Source organism: Citrobacter sp. CK198 (assembly GCF_030333295.1).
Taxonomy (GTDB): Bacteria; Pseudomonadota; Gammaproteobacteria; order Enterobacterales; family Enterobacteriaceae; genus Citrobacter_B; species Citrobacter_B koseri.
The window spans coordinates 169752-188603 of the sequence record NZ_JAOWGE010000028.1 but is presented as its reverse complement, the minus strand read 5'-3'; the positions used below and the strand labels follow the sequence as shown (position 1 = coordinate 188603).

Annotated in this window: 18 protein-coding genes; 13 read left to right on the top strand and 5 right to left on the bottom strand. The window is 55.4% G+C overall.

Translation table 11 applies throughout. The annotated features are described in order from the left end of the window. Nucleotides 1-5 precede the first annotated feature (5 nt). Genes kdpB through kdpF form a run of 3 tightly spaced genes read right to left on the bottom strand, consistent with a single transcriptional unit; the run spans nucleotide 6 to nucleotide 3843 of the window. Nucleotides 6-2054, bottom strand: a complete 2049-nt coding sequence (gene kdpB / locus OGY62_RS07375; RefSeq protein ID WP_130029113.1) for a potassium-transporting ATPase subunit KdpB — start codon at nucleotides 2052-2054, stop codon at nucleotides 6-8. A 20-nt stretch (nucleotides 2055-2074) separates the two neighbouring features. Then, nucleotides 2075-3754, bottom strand: a complete 1680-nt coding sequence (kdpA, locus tag OGY62_RS07370; RefSeq protein ID WP_286459441.1) for a potassium-transporting ATPase subunit KdpA — start codon at nucleotides 3752-3754, stop codon at nucleotides 2075-2077. Beyond that, complete coding sequence (gene kdpF / locus OGY62_RS07365) at nucleotides 3754-3843, bottom strand: K(+)-transporting ATPase subunit F (protein ID WP_047458128.1); 90 nt, start codon at nucleotides 3841-3843, stop codon at nucleotides 3754-3756. The genes kdpA and kdpF overlap by 1 nt, the downstream gene beginning before the upstream one ends. Nucleotides 3844-4152: 309 nt before the next feature. Here kdpF and OGY62_RS07360 point away from each other — a divergent pair, with 309 nt between their 5' ends. Then, on the top strand, nucleotides 4153-4359 hold the full coding sequence (locus OGY62_RS07360) for a YbfA family protein (protein WP_115182348.1): 207 nt from the start codon (nucleotides 4153-4155) through the stop codon (nucleotides 4357-4359). A 147-nt stretch (nucleotides 4360-4506) separates the two neighbouring features. Here the strand turns inward: OGY62_RS07360 and OGY62_RS07355 are convergent, their stop codons facing one another. Then, nucleotides 4507-5988 carry an MFS transporter gene (locus tag OGY62_RS07355; RefSeq protein WP_114847761.1) on the bottom strand — a complete coding sequence of 494 codons (1482 nt, stop codon included), beginning with the start codon at nucleotides 5986-5988 and terminating at the stop codon, nucleotides 4507-4509. 266 nt (nucleotides 5989-6254) lie between these two features. Between OGY62_RS07355 and ybgI the strand changes: the two genes are divergently transcribed. The 8 genes from ybgI to nei all read left to right on the top strand — a co-directional run bounded on the left by ybgI (nucleotide 6255) and on the right by nei (nucleotide 12587). Continuing rightward, on the top strand, nucleotides 6255-6998 hold the full coding sequence (gene ybgI / locus OGY62_RS07350; RefSeq protein ID WP_024130534.1) for a radiation resistance protein YbgI: 744 nt from the start codon (nucleotides 6255-6257) through the stop codon (nucleotides 6996-6998). Nucleotides 6999-7023: 25 nt separating this feature from the next. After that, nucleotides 7024-7680: a 5-oxoprolinase subunit PxpB gene (pxpB, locus tag OGY62_RS07345; RefSeq protein ID WP_286459439.1), complete on the top strand. Its 657-nt coding sequence runs from the start codon at nucleotides 7024-7026 to the stop codon at nucleotides 7678-7680. Next, nucleotides 7674-8606 carry a 5-oxoprolinase subunit PxpC gene (gene pxpC, locus OGY62_RS07340; protein WP_012133297.1) on the top strand — a complete coding sequence of 311 codons (933 nt, stop codon included), beginning with the start codon at nucleotides 7674-7676 and terminating at the stop codon, nucleotides 8604-8606. Before pxpB ends, pxpC begins: the two co-directional genes overlap by 7 nt. Next, entirely contained in the window at nucleotides 8596-9330 is a 735-nt protein-coding gene (pxpA, locus tag OGY62_RS07335; protein ID WP_286459589.1) for a 5-oxoprolinase subunit PxpA, read from the top strand. Before pxpC ends, pxpA begins: the two co-directional genes overlap by 11 nt. Nucleotides 9331-9409: 79 nt before the next feature. Further along, entirely contained in the window at nucleotides 9410-10135 is a 726-nt protein-coding gene (locus OGY62_RS07330; protein WP_012133295.1) for a DUF969 domain-containing protein, read from the top strand. After that, nucleotides 10132-11127 carry a DUF979 domain-containing protein gene (locus tag OGY62_RS07325; RefSeq protein WP_112002177.1) on the top strand — a complete coding sequence of 332 codons (996 nt, stop codon included), beginning with the start codon at nucleotides 10132-10134 and terminating at the stop codon, nucleotides 11125-11127. Before OGY62_RS07330 ends, OGY62_RS07325 begins: the two co-directional genes overlap by 4 nt. A 9-nt stretch (nucleotides 11128-11136) precedes the next feature. Then, the gene (gene pcp / locus OGY62_RS07320) at nucleotides 11137-11781 is read left to right on the top strand and encodes a pyroglutamyl-peptidase I (RefSeq protein ID WP_012133293.1); all 645 of its coding nucleotides are present in this window, start codon (nucleotides 11137-11139) and stop codon (nucleotides 11779-11781) included. Between the two features lie 14 nt (nucleotides 11782-11795). Next, complete coding sequence (gene nei, locus OGY62_RS07315) at nucleotides 11796-12587, top strand: endonuclease VIII (RefSeq protein ID WP_012133292.1); 792 nt, start codon at nucleotides 11796-11798, stop codon at nucleotides 12585-12587. A gap of 67 nt (nucleotides 12588-12654) precedes the next feature. On the opposite strand, the gene OGY62_RS07310 is transcribed toward nei, so the two are convergent. Then, entirely contained in the window at nucleotides 12655-13503 is an 849-nt protein-coding gene (locus OGY62_RS07310; protein WP_058668776.1) for an AraC family transcriptional regulator, read from the bottom strand. A gap of 193 nt (nucleotides 13504-13696) precedes the next feature. Between OGY62_RS07310 and OGY62_RS07305 the strand changes: the two genes are divergently transcribed. The 4 genes from OGY62_RS07305 (at nucleotide 13697) to OGY62_RS07290 (ending at nucleotide 18852) form a co-directional block, all read left to right on the top strand. Continuing rightward, the gene (locus OGY62_RS07305; RefSeq protein WP_227657320.1) at nucleotides 13697-15478 is read left to right on the top strand and encodes a DUF2264 domain-containing protein; all 1782 of its coding nucleotides are present in this window, start codon (nucleotides 13697-13699) and stop codon (nucleotides 15476-15478) included. Between the two features lie 23 nt (nucleotides 15479-15501). Then, nucleotides 15502-16767: an oligosaccharide MFS transporter gene (locus OGY62_RS07300; RefSeq protein WP_012133289.1), complete on the top strand. Its 1266-nt coding sequence runs from the start codon at nucleotides 15502-15504 to the stop codon at nucleotides 16765-16767. 21 nt (nucleotides 16768-16788) lie between these two features. Further along, a complete protein-coding gene (locus OGY62_RS07295) occupies nucleotides 16789-17979 on the top strand; it encodes a glycoside hydrolase family 88 protein (RefSeq protein WP_275375896.1) in 1191 nt (396 codons plus the stop codon). A gap of 81 nt (nucleotides 17980-18060) precedes the next feature. Next, entirely contained in the window at nucleotides 18061-18852 is a 792-nt protein-coding gene (locus OGY62_RS07290; RefSeq protein ID WP_286459437.1) for an oligogalacturonate-specific porin KdgM family protein, read from the top strand.

Sequence of the window (18852 nt, the reverse complement as noted above, 5' to 3'; positions counted from 1 at the left end):
AAACCTCACACCAGACCCAGCAGAGTCAGCAGTAAATCAATCACTTTAATGCCGATAAACGGCACAACCAGACCACCCAGGCCGTAAATCCACAGATTACGGCGCAGCATGGCAGAGGCCGAAAGCGGCTTATAGCTCACCCCTTTCAATGCCAGCGGGATCAGAAAAACGATAATCAACGCATTGAAGATCACCGCGCTGAGGATTGCGGAATCCGGCGAATGCAGACGCATAATGTTCAGCGTATTCAACTGCGGGTACGTCGCGGCAAACGCCGCCGGAATGATGGCGAAATATTTCGCCACGTCATTGGCGATACTGAACGTGGTGAGCGAACCGCGCGTCATCAGCATCTGTTTACCGATATGCACCACTTCGATCAGCTTGGTCGGGTTGGAATCCAGATCCACCATGTTACCGGCTTCTTTCGCTGCCTGAGTACCGGAGTTCATTGCCACCGCCACATCAGCCTGCGCCAGCGCCGGTGCATCGTTGGTTCCGTCGCCGGTCATCGCCACCAGGCGACCTTCAGCCTGGTACTGGCGGATCAACGCCAGCTTGGCTTCTGGTGTGGCTTCCGCCAGGAAATCATCCACACCGGCTTCGGCGGCAATCGCCGCGGCCGTCAGGCGGTTGTCGCCGGTGATCATCACCGTTTTGATGCCCATTTTGCGCAACTGGGCAAAACGTTCCTTAATCCCGCCTTTGACAATATCTTTCAGCGCGATAACGCCCAGCACGCGGGAACCTTCCACCACCACCAGCGGCGTGGCGCCAAGACGGGCGACGCTATCCACTTTTTGCTCCACGTCAGCAGGGAAGTGACCACCGCTGGCTTCAACGTGGCGGCGAATGGCATCCACGGAACCTTTACGGATCATTCGGTTATCAATGTTGATGCCGCTCATCCGGCTTTGCGCGGTAAAGGGAACAAAGGTGGCATGGCGCGACTGCACATCGCGCTCGCGCAGATTAAAACGCTGTTTGGCGAGAATGACGATGCTGCGGCCTTCCGGCGTCTCGTCGGCCAGCGAAGAGAGCTGCGCCGCGTCGGCCAGCGTCTTTTCATCCACGCCCTGAGCGGGCAGAAAGTCCGAGGCTTGACGGTTGCCGAGGGTGATGGTGCCGGTTTTATCCAGCAGCAGCACGTCCACGTCGCCTGCGGCTTCTACCGCCCGCCCACTGGTGGCGATGACGTTTGCTCCCAGCATTCGACTCATCCCGGCGACGCCGATCGCCGAAAGTAATCCGCCGATAGTGGTGGGGATCAGGCAAACCAGCAGGGCGACCAGCACCGTCACGCTGACGGCATGGCCGCCCCAGGCGGAAAAGGGCCAGAGCGTGGCGGTTGCCAGTAAAAAGACAATAGTCAGGGCAATCAGCAGAATGGTCAGCGCGATTTCGTTTGGCGTTTTACGGCGCTGCGCGCCTTCCACCATCGCGATCATCCGGTCAAGGAAGGTTTCGCCGGGATTCACGCTGCATTCGATGACCAGCCAGTCGGAGAGAATACGTGTTCCGCCGGTCACTGAGGCAAAGTCGCCGCCGGATTCACGAATCACCGGCGCGGACTCACCGGTAATGGCGCTTTCGTCCACCGATGCGCCGCCTTCAATGACCTCGCCGTCGCAGGGAATAATATCGCCCGCTTCAACCAGGACGATATCCCCTTTACGCAGCTCATCGGCAGGGAGGCGATCCGCCTGCGCGCCATACTTTGGTTCACGCAGTTTGCGGGCAAATGCCGTTTTCTTCACCCCTTTCAGACTGCTGGCCTGCGCTTTGCTGCGACCTTCCGCCAGCGCTTCGGCAACGTTAGCGAACAGGACGGTAACCCACAGCCAGAGGCTTATCGCGCCAGTAAACCGGGGATTCCCTGGCATCTGCCCGGTTGCCATCGCCGCCGTGATAAGGGTCGTCAGCAGACTGCCGATCCAGACAATAAACATGACCGGATTGCGCCACTGGGTATGTGGGCTTAATTTTTTCACGGCCTCGATCAGCGCCTGAGCGACCAGGGAGGGTTCGAACAGCGCCAGTTGTTTGCGACTCATCACCATGTACTCCGCTTCGCTCAATATAAAGAGAGGTGTTCAGCAACCGGCCCAAGCGCCAGCGCAGGAATAAAGGTCAGTGCGCCCACCAGCAACACCGTACCGATCAGCAGGCCGACAAACAGCGCGCCGTGCGTCGGCAGTGTGCCGGGGCTGGCCGGCTGGCGCTTTTTACCGACCAGCGATCCGGCAATTGTCATGACCGGGATAATCACCCCGAAGCGACCGACAAACATGCAGAAGGCCAGCAGGCAGTTCCAGAAGGGCGTGTTGGCGTTCAGACCGGCAAAGGCGCTGCCGTTGTTGTTGGCCGCCGAAGAAACGGCGTACAGCACTTCGCTAAAACCGTGTGGGCCGGGGTTGAGCATTCCGCTGCGGCCGGTTTCGGTCATCATCGCCAGCGCCGTACCGAGCAATACCAACGTCGGGGTAATCAGAATCGCCAGGGCGGTCATTTTCATTTCGCGCACGTCGATTTTTTTACCCAGATATTCTGGCGTGCGGCCAATCATCAGCCCGGCGATAAATACGGCTAACAATACGAACAACAGCATGCCGTACAAACCCGAACCGACGCCGCCAAAAACCACTTCGCCGATTTGCATCAGCCACATTGGCACCATGCCGCCCAGCGCGGTAAAGGAGTCATGCATAGCGATAACCGCCCCGCAGGAGGCCGCCGTGGTCACGACGGCGAACAGGCTGCTGACCAGCACGCCAAAGCGGCTCTCTTTGCCTTCCATATTGAGGCTGCTGTCGGCGCCAAACTTCAGCAGATGAGGATTGCCCTGAACTTCCGCCGACATCACCACGGCGACGCAGACCACGAAAATGATCGACATCGCCCACAGCAGCATCTGCCCCTGACGGCGATCGCCTGACGCATCGCCAAAGGCAAAGCAAAGCGCGGCGGGAATCAAAAAGATCGCCAGCATCTGTACCATGTTGGTTAATGCGCTCGGGTTTTCAAACGGATGCGATGAGTTGGCGTTGAAGAACCCGCCGCCGTTGGTGCCGAGCATCTTTATGGCTTCCTGTGAAGCTACTGGCCCCATCGGCAAAAGCTGTTTCACACCTTCAACGCTGGTGAACGGTTGATAGGGCAGCAGGTTTTGCAGTGCGCCCTGCTGGATGAAAAGCAGGGCGATTAACAGGGCGAGCGGTAATAAGATCCACAGCGTAATGCGCACCAAATCCATCCAGGCGTTGCCCAGCGTATCCATGCTCTGGCGCGTAAAGGCGCGGATCAGGACGAAGATCACTGCGATACCGGTAGCCGCCGACAGGAAGTTCTGTACGGTCAGTCCCGCCATCTGGCTGAAGTAGCTTAAGGTGGTTTCCCCACCGTAGGACTGCCAGTTGGTATTGGTGACAAAACTGATGGCCGTATTGAGCGCCAGATGCCAGGAAAGGCCAGGCAACTGCTGCGGGTTCAGCGGCAGCAGGTTTTGCCCCAGCAGCATCAGAAACAGCACTGCCAGACCCAACAGATTCAGGGTAAGAATGGCCAGCAGATACTGTTTCCAGTCCATTTCTTGCGTCGGTATCCCCAACCCGCGCCATAGCAGACGCTCTGCGCTGGCGGTGCCTGGCAGGGGAATGTCGTTGATAAGTCGCGCCAGACCCACGCCTAAAGGGCGGGCGAGCACGAACAGGATCAGTAAAAAACTGGCTGTCAGTAAAAATCCCTGGGCCGCCATCAGAATGCCTCCGCATTAATCAGGGCATACACTAGGTAACCCAAAAGTAAGAAAATCAGCATGATGCCGATGATTACGCCTGCACTCACAGTGCACCTCCAGTGGTTTTTCTTCTGATATGCGGAGGGTAATTTTTTGCCTGCAAAGATTTTGCAAAAATCGGCGCGTAGGGTGTAAAAAAAGTATAAAAATGAAAAAGACCATCATTTAACTAATGATTAGTATTAATTTAACTTTTATGTAACTTAATTACAGGGCGAATGTAAATAAAGCTTAAATAGACAAAAATAAGTGGTCGGATGAGTAGTAAAATTACACGCAAAGCGGTACTATTTTCAGCAGATAACCAATTTGACTTTACCGGTGATGATTACCGGCCAGATAAAGGGGAGAAAAGTATGGAACTCTATAAAGAATATCCAGCTCATGTTGTTTTGTTGCGCCGCATTCTCGCCGTTGTGGCTGGGGTTCTGGCGCTGCCGGTCATGTTGTTCTGGAAAGACCGTGCTCGTTTTTACAGCTATCTGCATCGCGTCTGGTCGAAAACCAGCGATAAACCGGTGTGGATGGAGCAGGCAGAAAAAGTGACCTGCGATTTCTACTGATATACAGCATCGTCCGAGAAAACCGCCAACAGAAATGTGGCGGTTTTTTTATACGTTATGCCGGATGGCGGCGATGCCTTATCCGGCCTACAGAATAGAGCTACGCTGTAGGCCCGGTAAGCGTAGCGCCACCGGGCGTAATGTCATTCAGGACTCAACCGCCAGCGGGCGGTTTCTGAATTTGAGCGACTGATACAGCCAAATCAGCAGTACCAGCGCCACGCAGGCCAGCGCTCCCCAGGTTATCTGGTCGAACACATCGATATAGGCATTGATGGCGTAGTTGATCGCGCCGCTTGCATCAAACGCGCTCTGCGAGGTCTGATCGGCAATGACGCCAGCCAGATAGTTGGCGATCGCGCCGGAGAGCAACATATAGATGCCGGTCAGGACGCCCGTCACGCCAGGGATCTCAATACGTGTAATCTGCGACATTGCGACCGGGTCGATGAACAACTCGGCAAACCCCATTACCGCCAACCCTAAGATCATCAGTGGCATAGAAGAGTGACCGTAGGCGGCAGATAACCGGGCGCTTACGGTCAGAATGCAGAATCCAGCGCTCATCAAACCGAGACCCAGGGCGAATTTCCCCCAGATCCGCACGGTACGGTTGCCGCCCATACTCTCCTTAATCAGCCAGGCCAGCACCACGCCGCACAGCATGACCGCGAAGGCATTCACTGACTGGAACATTGCCGTCGGTACTTCGTAACCCAGAATCGTACGGTTCACAAATCGGTCGATGTACAAACTGATGGAGCTGCCGCCCTGTTGGGCGAACGCCCAGAACAACATGCTGAAGAAGGTGAGAACCACAATCAGCCCCAGCTCTTTACGCTGTTTTTGCGTCTGTGCCTGACGGTAGATTTTTGTCAGCACCGCAAGACCAATAACGGTGGCGACAATCAGCGCATAGACCGACCATTCTTTCCAGAACAGCACCGTGATCAGTAGCGGCGCGGCGACCAACAGCACCAGCAGCCAACACCAGTTGGGCAGAACAAACGTTCTGGCGTGCAGCGCGACTTTATTCACCCCAGTGGTGTGGGCGAAATGGCGATTGCCGCACAGGAAGATAATTAACCCGGCGATCATGCCGATGGCGGCCAGCGCAAAACCCATCGCCCAGCTGTACTCTTCCTGAACATAACCACAGGCGATAGGGGCAACGATCGAGCCGATATTGCCGGCGGCATACAGCAGTGAGAATCCCCCGTCGCGGCGTGGATCTTCCGGCTTATACAGCTCACCCAACAGGCAACTGATGTTGGATTTGAACAGACCGTAACCGCAGACGATGATCGCCAGCGACAAATAAAGGAAGGTCGGCGCGATTTCACTCGCCCCCAGCACCAGATGCCCAACGGCCATCAAAAATGCTCCCAGCATGACCGCCATGCGATTACCGAGCACTTTATCCGCCAGATACCCGCCGAGAATCGGGGTGACATAGACCAGCGAACAGTAAGCGCTGAACAGCGCATACGCATGGTTATCGTCGTATTTTAGCTGGTTGGTGAGATAGAGAATCAGCAGGGCGCGCATGCCGTAAAAGCTGAAGTATTCCCAAATTTGCAGTGCGACGACGTAATAAATGGCGCGCGGTTGAGAAGATGGTTTATTCATTGTGATTCCGGGATGGATGTCACACCGCAAAAGAAATCCGCGGCGTGAGTGTGTTTCCTTAAAGTTATAACTTCGATACAGATCTGATTATTTTTGCAATATGCTGTCTGATTGCATAAATATACATGAATCAGATCGAGTAAGGGTAAGCATTTTGCGTCTTAAAACGGCGTGATTGTTTCTCAATGTGTCGAAGAAATGGCTATCGACGAAGTGACGGGAGAACGCTATTTTAACGTAGTGCACATATGAAGAAGGGAGCGATGATGAAAAACACCGAACTGGAACAACTGATCAATGAAAAGCTGAACAGCGCGGCCATCAGCGATTACGCGCCGAATGGCTTACAGGTTGAAGGCAAAGAGACGGTGCAAAAAATCGTGACCGGCGTGACGGCAAGCCAGGCCTTACTGGATGAAGCGGTACGCCAGCAGGCTGATGCGGTCATCGTTCATCATGGTTACTTCTGGAAAGGGGAATCTCCGGTCATTCGCGGTATGAAACGCAACCGGCTGAAAACGCTGCTGGCGAATGACATTAACCTCTATGGCTGGCATCTGCCGTTGGATGCGCACCCGGAACTGGGAAACAACGTGCAACTGGCGGCGCTGCTCGGCATTACCGTGATGGGGGAAATCGAGCCGCTGGTGCCGTGGGGAGAGTTATCAATGCCGGTGCCGGGGCTGGAACTGGCCTCGTGGATTGAAGCGCGCCTGGGGCGTAAACCGTTATGGTGCGGCGATACCGGGCCGGAAAAAGTGCAGCGTGTGGCCTGGTGTACCGGTGGCGGGCAAAGTTTTATCGACAGCGCCGCGCGCTTTGGCGTGGATGCGTTTATTACCGGCGAGGTCTCTGAACAGACGATTCACTCCGCCCGCGAACAGGGGCTGCATTTCTATGCCGCCGGACACCACGCCACCGAGCGCGGCGGTATTCGCGCGTTAAGCGAATGGCTGACTGAAAATACGAGTCTGGATGTGACCTTTATTGATATTCCTAATCCGGCATAACGCATAAAACACGAGAGGGACGAAAGTGCAACGAGCGCGTTGTTATCTGTTAGGTGAAACGGCGGTGGTGCTGGAGCTTGAGCCGCCGGTCACGCTGGCATCCCAGAAACGCATCTGGCGACTGGCGCAGCGCCTGGTCGATATGCCGAATGTTGTTGAAGCAATTCCGGGTATGAACAATATCACGGTGATCCTGCGCGAGCCGCAGACGCTGGCGCTGGATGCGATTGAACGTTTGCAGCGCTGGTGGGAAGAGAGCGAGGCGCTGGAGCCTGATTCACGCTTTATCGAAATTCCCGTGACCTACGGCGGCGAGGGCGGCCCGGATCTGGCGGAGGTGGCGCGACACAGCGGATTAAGCGAAAAGCAGGTGGTTGAACTGCACACTTCAGTAGAGTACGTCGTCTGGTTTTTAGGTTTTCAGCCGGGCTTTCCGTATCTCGGGGGCTTACCGGAACAATTGCACACGCCAAGACGGGCAGAACCGCGCCTGATTGTTCCGGCGGGTTCCGTGGGGATTGGCGGCCCGCAAACCGGGATTTACCCTCTGCCGACGCCGGGCGGCTGGCAACTAATCGGCCATACGCCGCTGAAGCTGTTCGACCCACAGCGGGATGAGCCCATCCTGTTACGTCCGGGCGACACCATACGCTTTGTCCCGCAGAAGGAGGGGGTATGCTGAACATTATTCGCGCGGGTATGTACACCTCAGTGCAGGATGGGGGACGACACGGCTATCGTCAGTCCGGTATTAGCCATTGCGGCGCGCTGGACAAACCGGCGCTGCATATCGCGAACCTGCTGGTGGGGAATGACGCCAGTGCTCCGGCGCTGGAGATTACGCTCGGCCAACTGGTGGTGGAATTTGAATCCGACGGCTGGTTTGCATTGACCGGCGCCGGGTGCGAGGCCCGTCTGGACGACCAACCGGTCTGGACCGGCTGGCGGCTGCCGGTGAAAGCGGGGCAGCGTCTGGCGCTGAAGCGCCCGCTCCACGGAATGCGCAGCTATCTGGCCGTGGCGGGCGGCATTGACGTGCCTGAAGTGATGGGGTCGTGCAGTACCGACCTGAAGGTCGGCATTGGCGGGCTGGAAGGGCGCTTGTTAAAAGATGGCGATCGGCTGGCGACAGGAAGGTCAGAACGCCAGTTCAGCGGCCCGCAGGGCGTTAAACAGCTGCTGTGGGGGAACCGGATTCGCGCGTTGCCTGGCCCGGAATACCAGGAGTTTGAAGCGGCCTCGCAGGAGGCGTTCTGGCGCTCGCCGTGGCAGCTTAGCCCGCAAAGTAACCGTATGGGCTATCGTTTGCAGGGGCAACCGCTGAAACGTACCACTGAACGTGAGTTACTGTCGCACGGGCTGCTGCCGGGCGTTATTCAGGTGCCGCATAATGGTCAGCCGATCGTGCTGATGAACGATGCCCAGACCACCGGCGGCTACCCGCGTATCGCCTGCATCATTGAGGCGGATATGTATCATCTGGCGCAGATCCCTCTCGGGCAACCGATCCATTTTGTTCAGTGTACGCTGGAGGAGGCGCTTAAGGCGCGTCACGACCAGCAGCGTTATCTGGAACAGTTAACATGGCGACTTAATGATGAACATTGATCTTAACGCAGACTTAGGAGAAGGGTGCGCCAGCGATGCGGCGTTACTGCAACTGGTGTCATCCGCCAACATCGCCTGCGGATTTCACGCGGGCGATGCACAAACCATGCTGGCGAGCGTGCGCGAAGCGCTGAAAAACGGCGTAGCGATTGGCGCGCATCCCAGTTTCCCTGACCGGGAAAACTTTGGCCGCACCGCCATGACGTTACCGCCGGAAACCGTCTACGCCCAGACGCTGTACCAGATCGGCGCGCTGGCGGCGATAGCCCGCGCGGAAGGCGGCGTTATGCGTCATGTCAAACCGCACGGTATGTTGTACAACCAGGCGGCGAAAGATCCACAGCTGGCGGATGCCATCGCCAGAGCGGTACATGCCTGCGATCCGTCGCTGATTCTGGTCGGGCTGGCGGGTAGCGAACTGATTCGCGCAGGCGAGCATTATGGCCTGACGATGCGTCAGGAGGTTTTTGCCGATCGGGGGTATCAGGCTGACGGCAGCCTGGTGCCGCGAACCCAGCCGGGCGCGCTGGTAGAAGACGAAGAACACGCGTTGGCGCAAACGCTGGGCATGGTGGAATCCGGTAGAGTGAAAAGCATTACCGGTGAATGGGCGAACGTTGTGGCGCAAACGGTATGTATTCACGGCGACGGCGAGCACGCACTCGCTTTTGCCCGTCGTTTGCGCGCGGCGTTTGAAGAACGCAGTATCAGGATTATGGCATAACCAATAACCAGGCTGACACAGTGCCCGAAGAGGCGCTGTGCAAATAAAAACAACGCAACACGACTGACAGGAACGGATCATGGGAGACGCAATTTCTCTCTGGCCACTGATGGGTATCGCCGTCATTGTGGCTGGATTTCTTTTACGCTTTAACCCGGTATTAGTGGTCATTATTGCCGGGATCGTTACGGGACTGGCGGCGCAGATGCCGATCGCCACGATCCTCGAAAAACTGGGTGAAGGGTTCCTCAATACCCGTAACCTGCCCTTTATTCTGCTGATTCCTCTGGCGGTTATCGGTCTGCTGGAACGTCACGGGCTCAAAGAGCGCGCGCAGGCGTGGATCGCGAAAATCCGCAGCGCCACGGCAGGACGTCTGCTGATTGTCTATCTGTTTGTCCGCGAAGCGACGGCAGCGCTGGGGCTGACCAGTCTCGGCGGCCATCCGCAAATGGTGCGTCCGTTGCTGGCACCGATGGCGGAAGGGGCGGCAGAGAAAATACACGGGGAACTGCCAGGCACGGTTCGCTACCGGCTGCGGGCAATGTCAGCAGCCACCGATAACGTCGGGCTGTTTTTTGGCGAAGACATTTTCGTGGCTTTTGGCGCCATCATCTTTATGCACAACTTCATGCTGGAGTCCGGCGGGATTCAGACCGAGCCGCTGCATATTGCGCTGTGGGGGATTCCGACGGCGATCTGCGCTTTTCTGATTCACGGCGCGCGCCTGTGGCGTCTGGACAATTATCTGCAACGTGAAGTGGCGAAAGTCAGCGCGGCGATGAGCAAAGGAGAGGCGAAATGAATTTTCAACAAAGCTATCTCTATTGGCTGGCCGGTGTGGTGCTGTTGATTGTCGCCGTCATGTCGTGGCAGGACAAAGCCAATCCGCGTCGCCTGACGACGGGGTTATTCTGGGGCGTTTATGGCGTACTGTTCCTGCTCGGCGACTGGACTTATCAGCTGGTGGGCGACAAACGTATGGTTAACATCGCCGTCGGTGGGGCGGTGGTGGTGATGGCGCTGATTGCCGGTTTCGGTGGCGTGAAGCTCGGAAGCTATCACCAGCGAACTCGCGAACAGCGTGAGGAAAGCGCCAGTCGTCTGGGCAACCGCCTGTTTTATCCGGCGCTGGCGATCCCGGTGGTCACGGTGATCGGCGTGCTTATGTTCAACCATGTTCCCGGATTGCAGGAGACGCTGTTCGGGCCGGGCAATCACGCCACGCTGGTGACGCTGTTTTCCATGACTGCGGGGTCATTGATTGGTCTGGGGATGGCGATAAAGATGACGCATGAGAAGGTGCACCAGCCGATTCAGGAAGCGCGTCGTCTGCTGGATTCCATCGGTTGGGCGTTCATTTTGCCGCAGATCCTCGCCACGTTAGGGCTGTTATTTACCGCGGCAGGTGTCGGCAGCGGAATTTCGTATCTCACCCAGGAATATCTTGCCGTCGATAGCCGTTTTATCGCTGTGGCGGTCTACACCATCGGTATGGCGCTACTGACGATGGTGATGGGGAACGCCTTTGCCGCATTCCCGATTGTGACGGCGGGGATTGGGATTCCAATCCTGGTGCTGCAACATGGCGGGAATCCGGCGGTGATGGCGGCAATCGGCATGTTCTCCGGCTACTGCGGAACGCTGATGACGCCGATGGCGGCAAACTTTAATATCGTGCCTGCGGCGCTGCTGGAACTGCCGGATAAAAATGCGGTGATTAAAGCGCAGGTGCCGACCGGTATTGTGCTGCTGTTGGTTAACGTGTTTCTGATGTATTTCCTGATGTTTCTGTAAGGAGGAAGGATGAAGACGGTATTAATCACCGGGTTTGAACCCTTCGGCGGCGAGCAGGTTAACCCTTCCTGGGAAGTGGTCTCGCGTCTCGACAATGCTATCATCGCAGGGTGTCGCGTGGTGGCCCGCCAGCTCCCTTGCGTCTTTGGCGACTCTCTCACCGTGCTGAATGCGGCGATTGACGCGTTATCCCCGGTGCTGGTGCTGGCGATAGGGCAGGCCGGAGGGCGCACGGATATTACCGTGGAGCGCGTGGCGATTAATATTGACGATGCGCGTATCCCCGATAACCGCGGCAGGCAGCCGGTTGATGAGCCCATCGTGGCGGAAGGCCCGGCAGCCTGGTTTAGCACGCTGCCGATCAAAGCGATGGTCTCGGCGATGCGCGAAGCGGGGATTCCGGCATCGGTCTCTCAGACCGCAGGCACTTTTGTCTGCAACCACGTAATGTATGGACTGTTGCATAAATTGCGCGATATTCAGGACGTGAAGGGTGGATTTATCCATATTCCTTATCTGCCGGAACAGGCGGCGGCACATCCTGGTGCGCCCAGCATGGCGGCGGAAACGGTGCGTCAGGCGTTGGAAATCGCCATTGTCACAGCGCTTCATGTGGAAACTGACATTGCAGTAACAGGCGGAGCAACTCACTAACAAAGGACAGAACTATGCCTGAAGGCCCGGAGATCCGTCGTGCGGCGGATAACCTGGAGGCGGCGATCAAAGGCAAACCGTTGACGGACGTCTGGTTTGCTTTTTCGCAGTTAAAACCGTATGAATCGCCGCTGATTGGGCAGACGGTCACCCATATCGAAACGCGGGGGAAAGCGTTGCTGACCCACTTTTCGCAGGGGCTGACGCTCTACAGCCATAACCAGTTGTATGGCGTATGGCGAGTAGTGGAGACGGGGAACATCCCGGCAACCACCCGGGTATTACGCGTTAACCTGCAAACGGCGGATAAAACCATTCTGCTTTACAGCGCGTCCGACATTGAAATGTTGACGCCGGAACAGCTCGCCACCCACCCGTTTCTGCAACGCGTCGGGCCGGACGTGCTGGACCCGCGGCTGACGCCCAGTGATGTAAAAGCGCGTCTGCTCTCTGCGCGTTTTCGTAATCGTCAGTTTTCCGGGCTGTTGCTGGATCAGGCGTTTCTCGCCGGGCTGGGCAACTATCTGCGTGTGGAAATTCTCTGGCAGGTAGGGCTGACGGGGCAGCATAAGGCGAAAGATCTCAGTGACCAACAGCTGGAGGCGTTATCTCATGCGCTGCTCGATATCCCGCGCCTTTCTTATACCACGCGCGGTCAGGCGGATGAGAACACGCATCACGGCGCGCTGTTTCGCTTTAAGGTGTTCCATCGGGACGGCGAAGCCTGCGAGCGCTGCGGCGGCATTATTGAGAAAACGACGCTCTCCTCGCGCCCGTTCTACTGGTGTCCACACTGCCAGACGTAATTCGTCAACGCGCCGGATGGCGGCTTCGCCTTATCCGGCCTACAGGCCAGACCATCCGACGTGGGAACTAGGCGGGGGAATAGGTTTTGCGATATTGCAACGGCGTTTTACCCATATTCTTGCGAAAACAGGTAATAAACCAGGCGTACTCGGAGAAACCGACCTGTTCGGCAATCTCACGCACTGAGCTGTTGGTGTGCAACAGCAATTCACATGCCTGACGGATACGGCGCATCATCAGATACTCCTGAATGGTGCCGCCCGTTTCCTCGTGAAAGCGGCGTGAGGCATGTCCGCGCGAGCAGCCCATCTCGCGGGCGATATCGTCCAGCGAGCAGCGCTGGTGAAAATGAGTTTCTATCCAACGGATAATGCTGACCGAAAAGGTATTGTATCCCGTCGCCTGCTCCTGATGCGGCAGCAGGCTGATAATCTGCATCACCAGAAATGCGCTGTCGCTGACGCTGAACGTTTTGCTTTTTACCAGCGTTTCAAAACGGCTCAGCAGCGTTTCAATCACCGGCTGTACGTCGCCGACATCAAATACCCGCGCCTTTTCTCCCCGACCGCAGAGCTGACGCAGCAACATTTGCTGACGCGGAAAATCCCGCAGGTACTGCTCAATAATTGAGCCATTAAAATGCAGCGTTGTACGGTGATAAACATTACGATCGTCCTGCTCGACAAACACCTTATGCAGCTTTCCCGGCGGAAAAATAAAAATACGCCCCGGCTTAACGGTGTACTGCTGGTGCTCCATTAGCGCGATGCCAACTCCCTGAGAAACTGACAGGATCTCCACACACTGATGCCAGTGGTAGTAGTTGGCAGGCATATTCTTCATGCGGTTAAAGTAAATCGACTTATCGTTGAGGTTGATATTCTCAAGATAACTGCTGTCTTCCATTCGCTGCATTTCTGCCCGCCCCTCCCGCAATGTGAATAAACTTAAACTTTTATCACTCTAATCGAATTTTTGTCGCTAAAAGCGGATGAATGTTGTTATTCATCACCGACGTTGTCCGAAAATACGACAATTATCACATTTGTCTGTCCGTCTGAATCCTTATTATGCGTCCAACATTTATCAAATGAAACGAGGTTTCATTATGCGAATAAGGCAAGAATATGTCGGACTGGCGCAACAATGGCTGGCGTCAGCCGTCCCCCATTTGAGGCGAGGAAACACGCGTCTGGACGCCGGAGAAACGTCTGCACACTACCCGGCGGATGTCGCCGGAATGGAAGGTTTCTCCCGTCTGCTGTGGCTGCTGGCGCCGTTACTGAGCGGTGGCGAAGCCGATGATTTTCGCGAGACGTTTATCGACGGTATTCGTCATGGCTGCGATCCCGAACATCCTGACTACTGGGGCTCTCTGGCGGATAACGATCAGCGATGCGTCGAAATGGCGGCGTTTGGCCTGGCGCTGGCGTTACCGGGAACGGGGCTTTGGTCAGCGCTCTCCATCGACGAGCAAAACAATCTGGAGCGCTGGTTACGCCAGAGCGCCGACATTCAGATCCCCGATAACAACTGGCATTTCTTCCCGGTGCTGGTGCAGGTGGGGCTTAAGTGCGTCGGGCGGCATTACGACATGATGGTGATTGATAAGCATCTGAATGCCATTGAACCGTTCTGGCTTGGCAACGGCTGGTACGCCGATGGCGCCGGTAAGCCGCGCGACTACTACATCTCCAGCGGGTTTCACTTTTACAGCCTGCTGTACAGCCACTTTATGCAGGATGCTGATCCCGAACGTTGCCTGCGCTATCGTCAGCGCGCGCGTCAGTTCGCGAAAGATTATATCCATTACTTTACCGGTGACGGCAATGCGATCCCCTTTGGCCGTAGCCTGACTTATCGCTTCGTACAGGTCGCATTCTGGAGCGCGGTGGCATATACCGGACTGGATGTGTTTAGCGTACCGGTTATCAAAGGGCTGATCCTGCGGCATATCGACTGGTGGCTGAGCCAACCGTTTATCGGCCCGGATGGTTTGTTCACGCTGGGGTACACATACCCGAATCTGGTGATGACCGAAGATTACAACAGCCCCGGTTCGCCGTACTGGGCATGTAAGGCATTGCTGATTCTGGCGCTGCCGCAAGAGAGTGCGTTCTGGCAGGCGGAACCCGCGCCATTGCCCGTGCTGGAGACGGTTCACCCGATAGCGGAAGCCGGGCAGTTTATTGTTCATGCGGAGGATAACCATCACGTCTGGATGCTGATGTCCGGGCAGTACGATCGCAATAACTTCGTCAATTTCGACGCCAAATACTGCAAGTTCGCCTATTCCAGCCACTTTGGTTTCACCCTTGAACGCGGCGTGTATGGTCTGAACCATGCCGCCTGTGACTCGACGCTGATGTTCAGCGAGCAGGACGGCTACTGGCGCGGGCGTCGCGAGTGCGATGCGGTGGAGATGACGCCAGCGTGGCTTCGAAGCGTCTGGCGCCCCTGGCCGGATGTCAGCGTCACCACCTGGCTTATCCCGCATGAGCAGGGGCATCTCCGGCTACATCGCGTTGTAACCCCACGCACGCTCGACTGCGTGGAAGGCGGATTCGCACTGAATCGCCATCATCTGACGACGACCCGAATGGCAAAAAACGGGCTGACTCTCAGTACCACTTCCGGCGTGTGTCAGATCGAGGATTTGCTGGCTGAACGCCAGCCGCTGGTCGTCACCACCCCGCCGAACAGCAACATTCTGTATGCCTCTCCTGGAGAGATCCCCTGTCTCGGCACGACGCTCACGCCGGGCACTCACTGGCTGGCCTGTAGCGTTAACGCCACGATGTCTCCGTCGCTGCCGCCGCCGGTGGTCATGGCATTCGATCGTGTCAATCAGGTGCTGACGCTGAACTCGAAAACGCTGGAAATAAAATAATTGACGCTGATGCGGAGAAAATAATGATGAACCCTGTTCAGTCGACACGTTCGGCTTACATTAAGCTGAGTCTGTTTGTATTTCTGTTTACCTTTACCTGGGCGGCCAGTTTTGGCCTGTATGCTATCTGGCTGGGGGATAAAGCCGGGCTGGATGGCGTGGAAATCGGCACGGTGTTTGCCGTTAACGGCGTTTTTGCGGTGATTATCAAACCCGTTTACGGCTACATCATGGACAAAATGGGCATGAAAAAACACCTGCTCTATTTTGTCTGTATTGTTTCAGCACTGATGGCGCCGTTTTACATCTGGTGCTATCTGCCGCTGCTGCAAACCCATTTTGTCAGCGGAATGATCGTCGGCGCGCTGTTTTTCAGCCTCGGCTGGTATGCGGGCGTGGCGGCGGAAGAGTCGTATGTTGACCGTTTCAGCCGTCTGTATGACATGGAGTTTGGCCGCATCCGCATGTGGGCGGCGCTGGGCTGGGCGACGGCGTCGTCGTTTTCCGGCTATCTCTACAATATCTCCCCCAAAATCAACTTTGTTATCAGCACCGTTTCCGCGCTGTGCATGTTCGCGGTGCTGCTGACGCTGAAGGTCGATCACTTTGGTCAGGAAGAAAACAACGTTCTGTCGAAAGAGAAGATTGTCATTGGCGATGTGTTCCAGCTGCTGCGTAATAAAAAGTTCTGGACCTTCTCCCTGTATATCGCGGGCGTGGCATGGATGATGTTTATTGCCGAACAGCAATTCTCTCGCTATTTCGTCACCTTCTTCAGTACCAAAGAGGAAGGAAACGCCATGTTTGGCTATATGAGCACCGCGCAGTCCGCCGCCGAGTTCTTCGGCATGATGCTGGTGCCCGCCATCATTAACCGCATCGGCGCCAAGCAGGGGATGCTCCTGACAGGGCTGGTGATCAGCCTGCGTTTGATTATCTCCGGGTTAACCAACGATCCGCTGATTATCTGCCTGGTGAAACCGCTGTATGGGATTGAAATTGCGCTGATTCTGGTCTCGGTTTTCAAATATATCGCCGAACACTTCGACAAGCGCGTCAACGCCACGATGTATCTGCTGGGTTATCAGGCCATGATTTACGTCGGCTCTATCGTGGTGGCGCCGCCTGCCGGGTATGCCTATCAGAAGATCGGTTTTGAGCACACCTATCTGATTATGGGCATCATCGCGCTGATATTTACCGGGATCTCCGCCATCACGCTATCTCCCTGCTATCAGCATAAAAAAAACACCGCCATCCCTGCCCACGGGCAAGAAGCCATTCATTAAAGTAAAGAAAACGAGAGAATTATGTCTGCAACTATCCGTAAAGAAACGATTGTCCCTGTTGCGCTACAGCGCGGCGAGCGCGCTGCTATCGCGCAGAAAATTCGTCATGCGTTGCCGGTGATTTTAAAGGCTGTTGATCGTAACAGCGCTTATTTCGGCCAGCGTTTTCCCGACGCGGCATGTAAAAACGGTATCTATCCGATTATCGATAATCAGGAGTGGACGACCAGTTTCTGGACCGGGCAACTGTGGCTGGCATGGGAGTGGACAGGGAATGCCGCATATCGCGCGTTAGCCGAGCAGCATGTCCGCTCCTTTGGCGAACGTATCGCAAAGCGCGACCACACTAATCACCATGACCTCGGGTTTCTGTACAGCCTTTCCTGCGTGGCTGCCAGCAAATTGACCGATAACCGGGAGGCAATATATATCGCCCAGCAGGCGGCAGAAGTGTTGATGGAGCGCTATCACGACAAGTGCGGCATTATTCAGGCGTGGGGCGAGCTGGATAACCCGGAACAGCAGGGGAGGATGATCATTGACTGCAATATGAATCTGCCGTTGTTGTATCAGGCCAGCGCGACAACGGGCGACCCGCGCTATGCACAGGCGGCGAAAAGCCATATTGAGCAGGCGCGACGCTATATTGTGCGCGAGGACGGCTCGACGTTTCACACGTACTATATGGATGTTCACACCGGTGAGCCACGCTTTGGCAATACCCATCAGGGGTTCTCCGACGATTCCTGCTGGTCGCGTGGGCAGGCATGGGGCGTGTATGGCTTTCTGCTGAACTACCTCTATACCGGGGATGAGAAACTGCTGGAATTGAGCCAGACGCTGGCAAACTATTTTATTAACCGTTTGCCGGAAGACCTGGTCTGTTACTGGGATCTGGCGCTGACCGATCCCAACAGCGAAAGAGACAGTTCTGCCAGCGCGATTCTCGCCTGCGCCTTGCTGGAGCTGGTAAAACAGCTTCCGGCGACTCATCCCGATCGCGAAAGTTATGAGGCGCTGGCATTGCGAATGATTGAGCGGATGCTCGATGGCTATCTCAATCTGGAGCACAAAGAAGGCGAAGGATTATTAAAACATTCTGTTTATTATTTTAAAGGTAACGTCGGCGTGAATGAATGCTGTGCCTGGGGTGATTATTTCCTGATGGAGGCCATTACCCGCGCAACGTCATGCTGGAATAGTTACTGGTAATATCCCACTCCTCCTGTTGAATAATAATGCTATTCAGTTAGCAGGGGGAGATTTTATCTCTGTTTCTGCAAGGAAAATATAATGCAAAGTAAGAATATGAATACAGCCCTATTAGCGGCTGCACTGGTCATGCCTTCCGCCAGCGTTTTTGCGGACAATAACAGTCATTCAACGACGGCGCCACAGGCAAAAGAAAAACCGTTTACGACGGTTTATTTTGCGCCACGCACACAATATCGCACGGCCAGCGAGCGTTTTTTACAACGACTGATGCTGACAGGCGTGGTGCAGGACCCGAACAGTATTTTCGCCCGAATGTACTGGAGTTTTGAGACGGACTCCGATCTCGGTAAAAATATGGAGCAGTGGAAAAGCAGCTACGAAGAAGCAGAGTTTAACAAGCCGTTCCCGCTGGGCGAGAGCGACTTCTGGCTTGAACCTGGGGTTGTCTTCCATTGGGAGTCCGCCGGTTCGCGTATCGATCCTTACCTCGGTATTGGTTATCACTTTGACCCAACGCTGGGTGCCGTTTTACGCTATCGCTATAATCATCAAAATCACGACAGCCAGACGCTACAGGGCGACTGGGATGACTCTTCGGAACATCGCGTTGATATTTATCTGACCAAATATTTTACGCCAGATTTTTGGGTGCAATATAATCCGACATATTACAGTAAAACGCATGGCGAAAAATTTGAATATGCGAATGGTAAAAACCATACGCTGCAACATAATTTTGTTTTTAACTTCCATGCGACGCCGCGTTTTTATCCCTTCTTTGAATTAGGTTATCTGGATGAATATAAAGATGGCGATGACACCAAAAACGAATACCAGATCAGGGTTGGGTTTAAATATAATTTAAATTAA

Coding starts and splice junctions, on each gene's coding strand:
- kdpB (WP_130029113.1), bottom strand. CDS start 2,054: ATGAGTCGCAAACAACTGGCGCTGTTCGAACCCTCCCTGGTCGCTCAG.
- kdpA (WP_286459441.1), bottom strand. CDS start 3,754: ATGGCGGCCCAGGGATTTTTACTGACAGCCAGTTTTTTACTGATCCTG.
- OGY62_RS07360 (WP_115182348.1), top strand. CDS start 4,153: ATGGAACTCTATAAAGAATATCCAGCTCATGTTGTTTTGTTGCGCCGC.
- OGY62_RS07355 (WP_114847761.1), bottom strand. CDS start 5,988: ATGAATAAACCATCTTCTCAACCGCGCGCCATTTATTACGTCGTCGCA.
- ybgI (WP_024130534.1), top strand. CDS start 6,255: ATGAAAAACACCGAACTGGAACAACTGATCAATGAAAAGCTGAACAGC.
- pxpC (WP_012133297.1), top strand. CDS start 7,674: ATGCTGAACATTATTCGCGCGGGTATGTACACCTCAGTGCAGGATGGG.
- pxpA (WP_286459589.1), top strand. CDS start 8,596: ATGAACATTGATCTTAACGCAGACTTAGGAGAAGGGTGCGCCAGCGAT.
- OGY62_RS07330 (WP_012133295.1), top strand. CDS start 9,410: ATGGGAGACGCAATTTCTCTCTGGCCACTGATGGGTATCGCCGTCATT.
- OGY62_RS07325 (WP_112002177.1), top strand. CDS start 10,132: ATGAATTTTCAACAAAGCTATCTCTATTGGCTGGCCGGTGTGGTGCTG.
- pcp (WP_012133293.1), top strand. CDS start 11,137: ATGAAGACGGTATTAATCACCGGGTTTGAACCCTTCGGCGGCGAGCAG.
- nei (WP_012133292.1), top strand. CDS start 11,796: ATGCCTGAAGGCCCGGAGATCCGTCGTGCGGCGGATAACCTGGAGGCG.
- OGY62_RS07310 (WP_058668776.1), bottom strand. CDS start 13,503: ATGCAGCGAATGGAAGACAGCAGTTATCTTGAGAATATCAACCTCAAC.
- OGY62_RS07305 (WP_227657320.1), top strand. CDS start 13,697: ATGCGAATAAGGCAAGAATATGTCGGACTGGCGCAACAATGGCTGGCG.
- OGY62_RS07300 (WP_012133289.1), top strand. CDS start 15,502: ATGATGAACCCTGTTCAGTCGACACGTTCGGCTTACATTAAGCTGAGT.
- OGY62_RS07295 (WP_275375896.1), top strand. CDS start 16,789: ATGTCTGCAACTATCCGTAAAGAAACGATTGTCCCTGTTGCGCTACAG.
- OGY62_RS07290 (WP_286459437.1), top strand. CDS start 18,061: ATGCAAAGTAAGAATATGAATACAGCCCTATTAGCGGCTGCACTGGTC.